Origin of the sequence: Ureibacillus sp. FSL W7-1570 (assembly GCF_038593265.1) — a bacterium.
In the GTDB taxonomy this organism is placed as follows: Bacteria; Bacillota; Bacilli; order Bacillales_A; family Planococcaceae; genus Ureibacillus; species Ureibacillus suwonensis.
Genome location: NZ_CP151979.1, coordinates 1724587 through 1738228 on the forward strand (window position 1 = coordinate 1724587; position 13642 = coordinate 1738228).

At 39.9% G+C, this 13642-nt stretch carries 14 protein-coding genes and 1 riboswitch; of the genes, 5 read left to right on the forward strand and 9 right to left on the reverse strand.

The window, feature by feature from the left end; all coding sequences use genetic code 11:
- Window positions 1-137: 137 nt before the first annotated feature.
- Window positions 138-1511, reverse strand: a complete 1374-nt coding sequence (locus tag NST13_RS08635) for an L-cystine transporter (protein ID WP_342468525.1) — start codon at window positions 1509-1511, stop codon at window positions 138-140.
- Between the two features lie 236 nt (window positions 1512-1747).
- Between NST13_RS08635 and NST13_RS08640 the strand changes: the two genes are divergently transcribed.
- Window positions 1748-3652 carry a heavy metal translocating P-type ATPase gene (locus NST13_RS08640; RefSeq protein WP_342580405.1) on the forward strand — a complete coding sequence of 635 codons (1905 nt, stop codon included), beginning with the start codon at window positions 1748-1750 and terminating at the stop codon, window positions 3650-3652.
- Between the two features lie 62 nt (window positions 3653-3714).
- Here NST13_RS08640 and NST13_RS08645 read toward each other — a convergent pair whose 3' ends face one another.
- Both NST13_RS08645 and NST13_RS08650 read right to left on the reverse strand, forming a co-directional pair.
- Window positions 3715-4647 carry a YihY/virulence factor BrkB family protein gene (locus NST13_RS08645; RefSeq protein WP_342468523.1) on the reverse strand — a complete coding sequence of 311 codons (933 nt, stop codon included), beginning with the start codon at window positions 4645-4647 and terminating at the stop codon, window positions 3715-3717.
- Window positions 4648-4667: 20 nt separating this feature from the next.
- Window positions 4668-5000: a YtxH domain-containing protein gene (locus NST13_RS08650; protein WP_342580406.1), complete on the reverse strand. Its 333-nt coding sequence runs from the start codon at window positions 4998-5000 to the stop codon at window positions 4668-4670.
- Window positions 5001-5161: 161 nt separating this feature from the next.
- Here NST13_RS08650 and NST13_RS08655 point away from each other — a divergent pair, with 161 nt between their 5' ends.
- On the forward strand, window positions 5162-5383 hold the full coding sequence (locus NST13_RS08655) for a DUF1128 domain-containing protein (RefSeq protein WP_342471247.1): 222 nt from the start codon (window positions 5162-5164) through the stop codon (window positions 5381-5383).
- 144 nt (window positions 5384-5527) lie between these two features.
- Here NST13_RS08655 and motB read toward each other — a convergent pair whose 3' ends face one another.
- Both motB and motA read right to left on the reverse strand, forming a co-directional pair.
- On the reverse strand, window positions 5528-6313 hold the full coding sequence (motB, locus tag NST13_RS08660) for a flagellar motor protein MotB (RefSeq protein ID WP_342468521.1): 786 nt from the start codon (window positions 6311-6313) through the stop codon (window positions 5528-5530).
- Window positions 6297-7097, reverse strand: coding sequence for a flagellar motor stator protein MotA (gene motA, locus NST13_RS08665; RefSeq protein WP_342468520.1), 801 nt, complete (start codon window positions 7095-7097; stop codon window positions 6297-6299). Before motA ends, motB begins: the two co-directional genes overlap by 17 nt.
- A gap of 609 nt (window positions 7098-7706) precedes the next feature.
- On the opposite strand from motA, the gene NST13_RS08670 reads away from it, so the two are divergent.
- Window positions 7707-8288, forward strand: coding sequence for a carbonic anhydrase (locus tag NST13_RS08670; RefSeq protein WP_342468519.1), 582 nt, complete (start codon window positions 7707-7709; stop codon window positions 8286-8288).
- Window positions 8289-8380: 92 nt separating this feature from the next.
- On the opposite strand, the gene NST13_RS08675 is transcribed toward NST13_RS08670, so the two are convergent.
- Together NST13_RS08675 and NST13_RS08680 are read right to left on the reverse strand one after the other, a co-directional pair.
- Window positions 8381-8941 (reverse strand): GNAT family protein, encoded by a 561-nt coding sequence (locus tag NST13_RS08675; protein ID WP_342580407.1) that lies wholly within the window; start codon window positions 8939-8941, stop codon window positions 8381-8383.
- A 180-nt stretch (window positions 8942-9121) separates the two neighbouring features.
- Window positions 9122-9877 carry a polyphosphate kinase gene (locus tag NST13_RS08680; RefSeq protein WP_342580408.1) on the reverse strand — a complete coding sequence of 252 codons (756 nt, stop codon included), beginning with the start codon at window positions 9875-9877 and terminating at the stop codon, window positions 9122-9124.
- A gap of 109 nt (window positions 9878-9986) precedes the next feature.
- On the opposite strand from NST13_RS08680, the gene NST13_RS08685 reads away from it, so the two are divergent.
- The gene (locus tag NST13_RS08685) at window positions 9987-10715 is read left to right on the forward strand and encodes a hypothetical protein (RefSeq protein WP_342580409.1); all 729 of its coding nucleotides are present in this window, start codon (window positions 9987-9989) and stop codon (window positions 10713-10715) included.
- Window positions 10716-10750: 35 nt separating this feature from the next.
- Here the strand turns inward: NST13_RS08685 and map are convergent, their stop codons facing one another.
- A complete protein-coding gene (map, locus tag NST13_RS08690) occupies window positions 10751-11506 on the reverse strand; it encodes a type I methionyl aminopeptidase (protein WP_342580410.1) in 756 nt (251 codons plus the stop codon).
- A 229-nt stretch (window positions 11507-11735) separates the two neighbouring features.
- Between map and NST13_RS08695 the strand changes: the two genes are divergently transcribed.
- Window positions 11736-12731 (forward strand): acyltransferase family protein, encoded by a 996-nt coding sequence (locus NST13_RS08695; RefSeq protein ID WP_342580411.1) that lies wholly within the window; start codon window positions 11736-11738, stop codon window positions 12729-12731.
- Between the two features lie 95 nt (window positions 12732-12826).
- Here NST13_RS08695 and thiT read toward each other — a convergent pair whose 3' ends face one another.
- Window positions 12827-13390 carry an energy-coupled thiamine transporter ThiT gene (gene thiT, locus NST13_RS08700; RefSeq protein ID WP_342468514.1) on the reverse strand — a complete coding sequence of 188 codons (564 nt, stop codon included), beginning with the start codon at window positions 13388-13390 and terminating at the stop codon, window positions 12827-12829.
- Window positions 13391-13478: 88 nt separating this feature from the next.
- Window positions 13479-13584, reverse strand: a riboswitch (TPP riboswitch).
- Between the last annotated feature and the right edge of the window lie 58 nt (window positions 13585-13642).

A 13642-nucleotide genomic window follows, 5' to 3' on the forward strand; every position in this document is an offset into this window, starting at 1 on the left:
TCGTAATGAACTAAGTTTTGCTGTTCAAAGAATCAGATGGACATTTGATTCTTTGAACAGCTTTTTTATTAAAAAATGGACATTCACTTGTGATGAATGCCCATTTTCCTTTAGCGAATTTGAGTACTATTTAATGGTTAAACCAAAGATGTCTTTTCTGACGTGTCATTATAAATTTCTGTATCCAGTTCTTTTGTGATACGGCTTGATACAATACCGGACACCATGGAACCACTTACGTTCAGCGCAGTGCGCCCCATATCAATCAACGGTTCCACGGAAATCAAAATACCCGCAAGAGCGATCGGCAAATCCATCGCAGATAAGACAATGATTGCCGCAAACGTTGCACCACCGCCAACACCGGCAACACCAAATGAACTGATCGCAACGATCAAAATCAGCATTGCAATAAACCCAGGTGTGAACGGATCAATTCCCACAGTCGGCGCGATCATCACTGCCAACATAGCCGGATATACACCGGCACAACCATTTTGGCCAATGGATAAACCAAAAGAACCTGCAAAGTTGGCAATCCCTTCAGGAACACCCAAACGTTTTGTTTGCGTTTGAAGATTTAACGGCAATGTCGCTGCACTTGAGCGGGAAGAAAAGGCAAATAATAAAGTTTCCGCCACTTTTTTTACATATAAAACCGGATTTAGACCTGTCAATGAAACAATAATTAAATGGACGATAAACATGGAAATCAACGCCGCATAAGAAGCAATGACAAATTTGCCCAAATCGGCAATCGCCCCGAAGTCGCTTGTAGCAACCGTACGTGCCATAATCGCCAATACCCCGTATGGAGTCAGTTGCAACACGATGCGCACAACTCCCATTGTGAGGCCATAGATGGCATCGACGCCTTTTTTCACTGTGTTTGCTGTTTCCTCATCTTTTCGTCGAAGTTGTAAATAGGCAAACCCTAAAAAGGCCGCAAAAATGACAACCGCAATTGTTGAAGTGGAACGGGCACCTGTCATATCAAGGAATGGATTGGCAGGGAACATTTCCAAAATATGCTCCGGCAAAGTTTTAACCGATTCAGCTTTTTGCACAATTTCCTCCCCGCGTGCCGCTTCAGATTCCCCTTGCACGATTTGTGATGCATCCAAGTCAAAAATGGCCGTTGACAAAATGCCAAAGGATGCGGCAATGGCCGTTGTACCAATCAGTACCGCCAAAATAATGCTTGCAATTTTCCCTAAATTTTTTCCGATTGTCACTTTCGTAAATGCCGCCAAAATGGAAATAAATACTAAAGGCATAGCAACCATTTGCAATAATTTTACATAACCATTTCCGATGATATTAAACCATGGCATCGTTTTTGCGATCGTTTCGGAACCATATCCATAAATCCATTGCAAAACAACGCCAAATACGATCCCAATGGCGAGCGCTATGAACACCCTGTTCGAAAATTTCACATGTTTTTTCTTTAGAAAATATAAAAAAGCCAACAAGCCTATTAAAATCGCCATATTTATGATTATTCCCATCATATAACCTCCTTTTTTCTGAACAAACTTTATAATACATCTTTATTCCTATAAGTCAAGTAAGATTAATATATTTTAAATTTTCTATACTTTTTGGTGTTTACTTCTTTACAAAAAAACCGAATTAAATTAGAATAATTATAAATTAAAATTAATTTTAAATAAATGATATCGATTCTCATTCCCTTTAAAAATAAAGTTTTGAAACTGATAGTCATTATCACAAGGAGGATTGTATGGATAACAATAATCGAGAAAAGTTCTCACTAATTGAGAATTTGAAACAACATCAGGAACTAATCGCAGCTATTATAAGCGGAATCATCATATTAGTAGCATGGAAATTAGAAAAAGAAGGTTTATCAACAGCGTCAGTATTTTCATATATAACCGCTTTTGTTATTGGCGGTTACGCAAAAGCGAAGGAAGGAATCATTGACACAATAGAAAACAAAACTTTGAATGTGGAGATATTGATGATTTTGGCAGCCATCGGTTCAATGATGATCGGCTACTGGACAGAGGGTGCCATACTGATCTTCATTTTTTCCTTGAGCGGTGCCCTTGAAACTTATGCAATGAACCGGAGTCATCGTGAAATTTCCGCTTTAATGAATTTGCAGCCGGAAGAAGCATGGCTTGTTCGGGGAGATTTTGAACCAATGAAAGTTCCGGTTTCTTCTTTGCAGGTGGGGGATCATCTTCTCGTCAAACCGGGGGAACGGATTCCTGTGGACGGAAAAATTTTGAAAGGTTCTTCATCCATTGACGAATCCGCCATAACCGGAGAAGCGATTCCTGTTTCAAAAAATGTCGGGGACGAGGTTTTTGCCGGAACAATCAATTTAAATGGAACCATCACCATTCACATGACAAAACCGAATTCCGAAACACTGTTCCAAAAAATCATTGAGCTTGTACAATCAGCCCAAAGCGAAAAATCCCCTTCCCAGCAATTCATTGAAAAGTTTGAAGGCCGCTATGTCAAAGGGGTGCTCATCGCTGTAGGACTCATGATGTTTCTCCCGCACTTTTTGCTTGGCTGGGATTGGAACACAACCATTTACAGAGCCATCGTTCTGCTCGTCGTCGCCTCGCCTTGTGCCCTTGTTGCATCGATCATGCCTGCCACATTATCGGCCATTTCAAACGGGGCACGGCACGGCATTTTGTTCAAAGGCGGAGTCCATCTCGAAAATATGAGCGTGCTCCGATTACTTGCCGTTGATAAAACCGGAACATTGACAGAAGGCGCTCCAGTCGTTACAGATGTGATTGTCCGAAATGGTTTGGATGAAAAAGAAACACTGAAAATCATGGCATCCATCGAAGCTCAATCCAACCATCCGCTTGCCCAATCCATCGTTCAACATGCCAAAGAACAGCAAATCGAAATCCTTTCCGGCATTGATATTAAAGACGTTCCTGGATGCGGGTTAAAAGCGGTCATCAATGGGAAATCATATATCATCGGCAACGCTGATTTTGTTGGCGTTGAAGAGGCGAAACAATTTGCGGATTGCAAGGCTGCCCACCTTTCAGATGAAGGAAAAACCGTAGTCTTTATGAAGGATGAACAAGGAATCGCCGCTTTGGTTGCCTTGAAAGATACGATACGTAATGAGGCGAAGGAAGCGGTCCAAACATTGAAAGAGCTTGGCATTCATATCGCCATGCTGACGGGGGACCATGAAAAAACGGCGAAAGTGATTGCAAGGGAAGCCGGTGTCAATCAATATATCGCAAAATGTTCGCCGGTGACAAAAACAGAATTTATCGGCAATGCCTTGGCACAATACCAATATGTCGGAATGGTCGGCGACGGAATCAATGATGCCCCAGCCCTTGCAAAATCAACGGTCGGCATTGCCATGGGCGGCGGCACGGATGTCGCATTGGAAACGGCGGATATCGTTTTGATGAAAAACAATTTATCAAAAATTGCATATGCCGTTAAACTCGGAAGAAAAATGCAGCGGATCGTCAAACAAAATGTCATCTTCTCTACATCCGTCATCGCTTTACTGATCATTTCAAACTTTTTGCAAATAGTCGATCTGCCTCTTGGTGTGGTAGGCCACGAAGGCAGCACCATCCTGGTCATCCTGAACGGTTTAAGAATGCTCAAAACCATCAAATAAAGAGAAAACGGTTTAAGCCATCAAACGCGCTTAAACCGTTTTTTTATTTTAACTTTATAAACCTACTTTTTCATTTTCTTAGCCAAATATCTTTTATACATGGTTGCGTTCAACAATCCGCCAAAAATTAATATCATGCCGGTAAAGTACAACCATAGCATTAAAATAATGACACTTGCGATGCTTCCATATGTAGATGTGAAATTCCCGAAATTTTTTATATAGAAAGAAAACCCGTAAATCAACACAACCCAGGAAACCGAAGCAAAAAACGTTCCAGGCAACACGGTAAATAGAGGCACCTTAGGTTCCGTATATGGAATCACCCAATACAAAAAAAACAATACACCAAAAATAAGAAGCGGTGGCAAAGTCCATTGAACATAATTCCAGAAAACATAGAACGATGCCCCAACCCCCAAAAATTCGAACAATTGATAAACGAATTTCTGGCCAAAAATCGGGACAGCCAAAGCAAGCAGCAAGATTAAAATAAGGGACACCGTAAAAACCAATGACCAGCCCCGATTGATGATGCCCATCTTCGGTTCCGTTTCATAAGCTTCGTTTATTGTTTTTAATATGGCATTCATTCCCCTTGAAGCAGCCCAAATCGTACCAACAATCCCGAGGGATAGAGCCCCGCCGCCGTCATAAGTGGTCAAGACTTCCACAACCGTACCTTGGGTCAGCAAAAACACTTCCGTCGGCACAATGGTTTGGAGGAAACGGAAGACATGTTCCTGATTAATGTTAAAAAACGGCAATAAAGATACAACCACCAATAGAAGCGGGAAAAAGGACAATAAAAAGAAGTAAGCCAGTTGCGCGCCTTTTCCGGAAACGTCCACTTTCTTCATCCGAACAATCAGTTCTTGGACAAATCCTTTGAATGTGGTTATTTTTATTTCCGATTCCACTGGATTAATGAAGGATTGAAACCACAAGACCCACTTGGATTGCAAAATTTTCGGTTTATTCAAGCGCCAGCTCACTTCCCTTCATCCGTCACTCTTTAACTTTGACTTTCTTCTTTGGAAGAAAAAGCTTCCTTCGTATCTTCGACAATCTCTTGGACAGCCCCTGGAATTTCTTTGACTTCATCCAGTTTTTCCATAATAAAATTCACATTGTCTTTCGTATCTTCATACAGCTTTTGCATTGTATCAATTTTTTCCCGAACAAGCCGCTGGAGTTCATCACGATTTTTCGCATAGTAAACGACGGTATTTTTGGCTTTTTTCACCTTTGCGATCGTCTGTTCTCTCGTTTCGTCATCAAACATGCTCACTGCCGCTCCCACCAAAGCTCCAATCACGATACCTTTGCACAATTTATTTCCGCTCATGACCCTTCTCCTCCTGTCGAATCTTGTAAAGATTTTCTAATCATATTCTATAAGAACTTTTAACCTTTTGAAAGTAAGGGCGAATACATGATAAAAACTTGACAACAATAGAATGACATGAAATGATGATACAAAGCTTAATGAAAGGTGGATTAAGTAGAATGAATTTGACAACGCCTTCCAAAGAGAATGTGGCGTATATCGTAGAAAAAATCAAAGAAAAGTTGAAGATGGTCAATTCTGAAGCTTTGCGTTCAGAAGACTTCACAGAAGCCAACTATGAAGACTTATATGATTTATATGAAATGGTTATGAAACGTGATACCTTCAGCCCGAGCGAAATGCAGGCCATCGTTTCCGAATTGGGTTCACTTCGCAAATAGATTTTTCATGCAATTGGATAACTACCGCATACTTTTTCCCATTTTATAAATCATTATTCAATGATATCGCAAATGATTTTTTTAATTTCACATAAAAACAGGGATTATGAAAGAGGAGCGTCTCATCATGAAACGCTCCTCTTTTTATTTTTTATTCTCATTGTTTTTGTTTGATTCCGTAGCGGTTGCATCTTCATCAACAAGTTGCTGGATCAACACTTCGACCCGGCGGTTTTTCGCTCTTCCTTCCGGTGTATCATTCGATGCAATGGGATTGTATTCGCCATATCCCTTTGCACTGAAATATTTGGGATCCAAATCCGGATTGGAATCAATGATCAATTTCAGGAAGTTGACCGCGCGCATCACCGAAAGCTCCCAGTTTGACCTGAATTCCGGAGTGTTTTGAGGAACATTATCGGTATGCCCTGTAACAACTATATACCGCGGCGGATCAAATTTTAATATACCCGCAAGTTCCTGTGCGATAGGAACGTTTTCAGGCTTGACCTCCGCTTTCCCTGAATCGAATAAAATGCTGTCGCGGATTGTGAGAAGCAAGCCTTCATCCGTCATTTTCGTTGAAAAAGTGTCTTCCAATTCATTCACCGCGATGAAATTATCAATGTCTTTCTGAATCTGTTTCAGCTGAGCCTGGTCCCTGAAATAGGCTCTTTGTTCTTCGGTCATGCCATCGATGACAGCCGTCGGATTGTCTATGACAGAGCTGTTTTGCATAAATCCAATGCCGCCGTTGAAAATTTCATTAAACACTTGTGACATTTTATTAAATTTGCTTTGATCGACACTGCTGGAAGCGAACAAAACGATGAACAAGGCCAATAACAGCGTCATCAAGTCCGAATATGGCAAGAGCCAAGATTCATTGATTTTTGACGCTTTGTTTTTTTTACTATTTTTCTTTTTCAAGGCCACCAGCCCCGCTTTCATAGAATTGTTTACGCTCTTCATTTGTCAAATACGAAGCCAATTTCTGTTCAATAATGCGCGGAGCCTCACCTTCCAATACAGATAAAACACCTTCAATCATCAACCGTTTTTGTCTCGCTTCGAAAGCGGATTTGCGTCTTAATTTATTGGCAAATGGATGCCATAACACATATCCGGTGAAAATACCGAGCAAAGTGGCAACGAAGGCGGATGAAACCGCGTAACCCAGAGTGTCGATATCTTCCATATCGCCCAAAGCCGCAATCAGACCGACAACCGCACCAAGCACCCCAAGGGTCGGCGCATATGTACCCGCTTGAGAAAAAATTTGGGCACCACTCTCATGGCGCTCTTCCATCGCTTCCACTTCTTCGTTTAATACATCACGTATGTAATCTGCACTTTGGCCATCGATTGCAAGCGTCAAGCCATTTCTTAAGAAAGGATCTTCTATTTCCTGCGCTTCGCTTTCCAATGCCAGCAGCCCTTCCCGACGTGCCAAGTCTGCCCATTTGGAAAACATTTGAATGATTTCCACATCACTCACCATTTTTTGTTCAGTAAAAATGACTTTCAACAATTTTGGTATCCTTTTTAATTCCCTCATCGGGAATCCGATCACAACAGATGAGATCGTACCAACGATAATGATCAATATCGCCGCCGGGTTAAGTAAGATGCTTAAAGAAGCGCCTTTTAATACCATCCCGACGAATATTGCAACAACTCCAAGAATTATACCCAATACTGTAGATATGTCCATAACTGTACCTCCAAATCTTCCACTACTTTATATTTCGTCATTTTCCATTATTTTTTAAAGTACCTTTTTGCTTGATGGCTATAATATTTTTTTGATTGAAACCCGGCTGAACCGTTTTTCCGTTTATTCATCAAAACCTGAAAAATAAGGGTGCCCTTATATCAATTTTTATACTTGCCCATCAGATTTTTCCTGGCCGGCATAATTTCAGGTTCCGTTTCCTTGAATTACTGAAGTTATTTTTCTCGTAAAACCTTTAAAATCCCCATATATTTATAGTATAATCATAGTAAACATTATTGCTTTATTAGAAAGGGGTCTAATAATGGGCTTATTCTTAACAACTGTAACTGGCATGCTTGGACTTCTTGTGATTTCAATCGCAATGTTCATTCATTATTTGCGTAAAGGCTTAAATTCCGCAGAATCAGTTAAAGTAGATCCAAAAAACTAACTGATAGTTTGAATTAAAAACCGACAAAACAGGGCAAGCTGTTTTTGTCGGTTTTTTTTATGTTTTTTCCCTATATTTATTAATATTCTAATAATTCTGTTGTCTTGGCCCTTTATATTGCTATAATCGGACTTACATAAGAAAGGGGATCTGGAATGGCATCTTTGAATGAAATTTTGCATTATAACAAAGAGTTTGTTGAAAATAAATTATATGAACCTTATATCACTGATAAATTTCCAAATAAAAAAATCGTGATCCTTACATGCATGGATACACGTTTAATTGAATTATTGCCAAAGGCCATGAATTTGCGAAATGGCGACGCCAAAATCATAAAAAGCGGCGGTGCCATGGTTGCCCATCCTTTTGGGGGAATCATGAGAAGCATTTTGGTGGCGGTTTATGAACTGCAAGCGGATGAAGTATATGTAATCGGCCACCATGATTGCGGCATGAGCAAAGTCGACCCTCATCGCATGATTGGGCATATGCTTGAAAAAGGGGTAAGTCAGGAAATCATCAAATCGATCAAGTATTCAGGAATCGATTTGGTTGAATGGTTACGGGGATTTGGTGATGTTGAAAAGAATGTGTTGAACAGCGTGGACATCATCCGTAACCATCCGCTTTTCCCAAAAAATACGCCGGTACATGGATTGGTCATCCATCCTGAAACAGGAAAATTGGATTTATTGACTAATGGTCATGAATATTTGGAACAACAACATGCATAATCACTGAATGTCAAATCCATCCGCTTGAGCGGATGGATTTTTATATTCCTTCCAACCGGGACCGTTGGGAGGCAATGTGCCAGGTACGGGAGTTATTTTCCTTTTTGGAAAAAATCATCCTGCAAAAGCGCATAAATATAATGGTCTTCCCAAGATCCATTAATATACAGCAATTCTCTCAATAACCCTTCCTTTTTAAAATGGGCTTTCTCCAAAACTTTCACAGAAGCGATATTTTTGGGTGATACATATGCTTCGATTCGATGCAAATTCAATACATTGAATCCAAATTGTACGACTTCCCTTACAGCCTCCGTCGCAATTCCCTGCCTAGTAAACTGCTCATCGATGGAATATCCGATAAAAGCGCTGTTATAAGGCAATCTCTTGATGGCATACAAAGAGATGTGGCCAATCAATTGTTCTTCATTCTTTGTAAAAATCCCAAAGGAAAATTCGCGATTCGAACGTTGAAGATGCAACCCTTCCAGAATTTTTCGATATTGCGCTTCTTCCGTGTAAAAATCCGCATCATGCAATGGCTCATAAGTCGCCCAAAAATATTTGTTTCTTTGCATCAGTTTTGCCAAGTTTTTTGCATCCGTTTCCACAAAGGTGCGTAAATGCAGCCTGTCACTTTCGATTCGAATCACATGATCACCCTTCTTATGAAAAACTTTAAGTAATTTCCTCATCATTGATATACCTATGCCTTTCTTTCATCATTTCCTGTTGCATCAATAAAGCGGTTAAGAGTGTGGATAAGCAAACCTTAAACAAATTTTTGGGTATGCGTCGTTATTTGAAGCAGCAACTTGTGGTTCAATGACGATTCATTTCTTCCGTTTGATAGAGGATTTAATTTTTATGCCGCGGCGAAGAACTTCTTTTTCTACATGTTTGATGGTCTCTTCCAGCACTTTTATGCGGGCGTACAGCTTATTATTTCCGGGAATCAGCACCCATGGGGCATTCTCTGTATCCGTTTTTGCGAACATTTCATTCGCCGCTTCGACATATTCATCAAATTTTTTGCGATTTCTCCAATCTTCCTCAGTCAGCTTCCACATTTTAAACGGATTCGTTTCCCTTTCTTTAAAGCGGACCAATTGTTCATCTTTGTCAATATGAATCCAAAACTTGATGATGATATAGTCATCATCCGTCAACAATCTTTCAAACTCATTGATTTCTTTATACGCTCTGGACCATTCTTGTTTTTTGGCAAACCCTTCAATTCTTTCCACCAACACCCGTCCGTACCATGAGCGGTCGAAAATGGCAATTTGACCGTACTGTGGGAGTTTTCTCCAAAACCGATGCAAATAATGGTATCTTTTTTCATGGAGCTGCGGAGCCGAGATGGGATGGACTACGAAACCTCTTGGGTCAAGCGGACGGGTCAATCTCTTGATTGCCCCACCTTTGCCTGCCGCATCCATGCCTTCAAAGACGATAATGAGACCGATTTTGTTTTGATAAAGAAACTGTTGAATATTGAGCATCTCAAATTGCAATTTTTTTAATCTTTTCTTGTACTCTTGTTTCTCAAGTTTCAATGTCAAGTCCAAATCTTCAAGTTTTTTCATGAATCTCCGCTTCTTTCAAATGAAAATTTAACAAATAAAGGAATCATTTTAGTAAAAGTTGTTCAATCATTTTTTAATGTATATAATTTTATGGAAAGGAGTGCGAAACATGGGTCGAATGATTGTTATATTTTGCAGCCTTATTGCAGCTGCCGTTTTTACTTTATATTCCTTTTGGCTGCCAATAAAAGGCAAATCCACAATTGAAATGATCAACCGCTTACCACTGCTAATTTCGCCGTCATCATATGTATATATATTTTGGTTTTTCCTTTTTATTGTTTTATTTATTTGGGCTATCAATTATTCCAAAAATCGCAAATCCGAGACCTTTATTTCAACTGTTCAGACCGTTCTTTTTCTTTTGGTCATGTTGTTTCAAATCATTTCCATTCACTTATGGAATAATGAAAAATTGCTCTATTCCTCCATATCCATAGCATTGCAACTTTTGTTCTTATTTGCATTATATCTTACATATCCAATGAAGGGAGATTTTTTGAAAAAGAGAACTCCCATCGCTATTTATTTCGGCTGGATAACTTTTATTTTTATCATTAATGTCTGCTCCTTGCTTTTATATCATGAATGGCAGGGTTTTGGTCTGAGCAATGCTTTATGGGTGGTCATCATTTTAACCCTCGCCACTTTGGTGGCATTGCATTTGCGCTATCATCATTATGATATCGCCTATCCGCTCGTATTTGTCTGGTGCTTTATCGGCATCGCCATCGCGAACGGATTCGACGAACTTTTAGTGACCACTTCTTCCCTCTTTTTAAGCGGCGTATTAATTGTCGGTATATTATTTATGAAAAAAAATCCTGCACGTCAATGAACGTACAGGATTTTCTGTTTTACAGGCATTTAGCGTTATTCTTCATCAATTTGAGTCAAAATGATCGGTTTATCCTTAGTCACTACAATTGTATGTTCAATTTGGGCGACGAGGGACTTGTCCGGCGTTATAAACGTCCATCCATCTCCGGATTCAATGATGTGATCCGCTCTTTCGGAGATGAACGGCTCCACTGCAAGAACCATCCCTTCTTTCATGATCGTGTTATCCCAGGCATCATAATAATTCAATACGTGCTGAGGATCTTCATGCAATGAGCGTCCAACCCCATGCCCCGTCAAATTCATAATGACTTTTAATCCATGATCTCTTGCTTCCCGTTCAACCGCTTTTCCGATTTGGTTTAATTTAGAACCTGCTTTCACTTTTGTCATGGCCCGGTCAAAAGCGGATTTAGCCACACGGCAAAGTTTTTCTTTCTCTTCATAGCCTTCTCCGACAACAAAAGAAATGCCTGTATCGGCAAAATAGCCGTTCAAAGAACCAGAAACATCAATGTTCACCATGTCGCCTTCTTTAATCACTTTATTTCCCGGAATGCCGTGTGCGACTTCGTGGTTGACACTTATACATGTATAACCCGGGAAATCATATTCTCCCTTCGGCCCTGAAATTGCCCCCGCCTCAGCAAACATGCGGCCGGCAATCTCATCCAACTCTTTCGTTGTGATGCCCGGTTTAGTCGCCGCTCTTAATGCATCACGGATTTCCGCACAAATGCGTCCGATTTTTTTTAATGCTTCTAATTCTTCCTGTGTTTTGACAATCATGTAAAAGATCCTTTCTTCTAAACAATTTCTTTTAATAATATAACATATTCTATTACGAATTCGGGAATTTCATGTTTATTTTATCCGATATGGGTTCATTAATATATTGACAGTGACTTTAGGTATATGTTGGAAAAGCATGATTTATCGGTGCCAAAGATATGATTCCAAGTTATAATCGTGCATTATTTCTTACAAACAAAGAAAAATTTGATTAGGAGTTTTGGCATTGAGAATCAAAGAATGGGACTTACTGAGGGTTGTTGCATGTTTATCCGTATTGCTCCTGCATTCGACTACATTTTATAACATGGAACAAGGACTGACTGAGAATTCTGTAATGATCCATTATGTTCGGATCCTATTATGTTATGCTACTCCGACATTTATCATGCTTTCTGTCATCATCCTTTCCGCAAAATATAAAGACCAGTTGCCAGGCTCCTTTTGGCCGAGCCGGATTCAATTCATTTTGCTGCCTTTTGTTTTTTGGGCTTTCATCGATGCCGTTGTGATTGAATTACAGTATCGGCATGGCCTTCTTTGGCGATCCTTTTGGAACAATGTGATTTATGGAGAATTTGTCGGCTGGTTTGTATTGGTCATTTTTCAGTTATATTTGCTGTTTTGGATGATGGTCAAATGGAAATGGCCATCCTTTGTCGTGTTGCCAATATGCATCATCATTTATTTTTTGCAGCATCGGCTTTTTGGGACGCCCTATCCTTTCTTCCAGGAAAACCACATGTATGAAAAACTTTATGGAACGGGTTGGTACATATATTTTGCAATGGCATATTTCATTGGTTCAAATTACGAAAAAATTCAACCGTTGTTAATAAAATATCGTATATTCACTTTACTATTTACGGCTCTATCCGCGCTATATATTTGGTATGGTTATAAGTTTGGAATGGTGGAAATCCATTCCCGCAGAATGGATTTGGTTCCGTTTGTCGTCGGAATGACAAATGCGGTTTTGGCTTATGGACAACTCATTCCATCTTATAGAATCATTCGCATCATAAGCAAATATGCATTCATGATTTATCTGATCCATTGGAATGTTCTCTCATTGACGGCCAAGTATTTCGTGGGATTTCTACCCAATGGCTATTTGGCCGTTTTGGGAATGATCATTTTTGCGGTTCTTGTATCGATTATTGTTTCCAAAACCATCTCCTATCTCCCATTTGGAAAATGGATTGTAGGGAAAATTCGATAAACGGACGGCAAAGAAAAACGGATTGGGAACCTTCCGGTGTTCTCAATCCGCTTTTTTTTATTGTTCAGAACGCTTTTCAAATCGGCATGTAACCGTTATTCATTTTCTTTTTTTATGAGTCTTGGGCTTGCTGTAAAAATGAATGCCGCCACAATAGCCGTTATGATGATGGCAGGAAGCATATAGGAACCGTTATATACGATGGAATAAATCCAGGCATTTTGATCGCCTGCGTATTCTTTGAAGAAAATCGCTCCGGCAATTGTATGGCAAATAAAGCGCAACAATCCTCCGACAACCGTACCGATCACAACATATAATGCAATTTTCTTTTTGTTATTTTGCAATACGCCGGCCAACACCGGTTTCCGAACAATTGCGGCAAATCCCACAAACGTGAAAGCAAAGATATAATCCAGGATTGCTTGCGCCCAATGGACGATAAACGGATTAATCGTCATGTTCAACAGCCCTATCAGCAAACCCGTAACAAGCCCTGCAGATAGTCCCCAACGAATCGCAATCAAAATAATTGGCAGCATCACTAAACTGATGGATCCGCCCTGGGCCCAAATCGAAAATTTTAATTGGTCCAACACATAACCGATAGCTGCAAAAATGGCAATTTCAATCATCCATAACAGTTTTTGATTTCTCATTCCGCATACTCCTTTCTCTTCGTTATTAAAACGCGAGAGAAGGATAGAAAAGAAAAAAGCGTCCGGACAGATCCGAGACGCATTTGTTTCGGTTTCTATCCCACATCCCTACGCAAGTACTAACTTACAGGTTCGAAGGGTTAGTGCATACGGCACACTCTCAGCTGACTTCATCAGCACCCCTTGTGGTACACCTAAAATATTCTGTTGGGAACAATGTCATTTTATCAAATTCTATAAATATTTCAACTT

Excerpts from the sequence above, each read along its gene's own strand:
- NST13_RS08670 (WP_342468519.1), top strand. The coding sequence starts at position 7,707 with ATGGCATCTTTGAATGAAATTTTGCATTATAACAAAGAGTTTGTTGAA.
- NST13_RS08650 (WP_342580406.1), bottom strand. The coding sequence starts at position 5,000 with ATGAGCGGAAATAAATTGTGCAAAGGTATCGTGATTGGAGCTTTGGTG.
- motA (WP_342468520.1), bottom strand. The coding sequence starts at position 7,097 with ATGGACATATCTACAGTATTGGGTATAATTCTTGGAGTTGTTGCAATA.
- NST13_RS08640 (WP_342580405.1), top strand. The coding sequence starts at position 1,748 with ATGGATAACAATAATCGAGAAAAGTTCTCACTAATTGAGAATTTGAAA.
- map (WP_342580410.1), bottom strand. The coding sequence starts at position 11,506 with ATGATTGTCAAAACACAGGAAGAATTAGAAGCATTAAAAAAAATCGGA.
- thiT (WP_342468514.1), bottom strand. The coding sequence starts at position 13,390 with ATGAGAAATCAAAAACTGTTATGGATGATTGAAATTGCCATTTTTGCA.
- NST13_RS08685 (WP_342580409.1), top strand. The coding sequence starts at position 9,987 with ATGGGTCGAATGATTGTTATATTTTGCAGCCTTATTGCAGCTGCCGTT.
- NST13_RS08635 (WP_342468525.1), bottom strand. The coding sequence starts at position 1,511 with ATGGGAATAATCATAAATATGGCGATTTTAATAGGCTTGTTGGCTTTT.
- NST13_RS08680 (WP_342580408.1), bottom strand. The coding sequence starts at position 9,877 with ATGAAAAAACTTGAAGATTTGGACTTGACATTGAAACTTGAGAAACAA.
- NST13_RS08655 (WP_342471247.1), top strand. The coding sequence starts at position 5,162 with ATGAATTTGACAACGCCTTCCAAAGAGAATGTGGCGTATATCGTAGAA.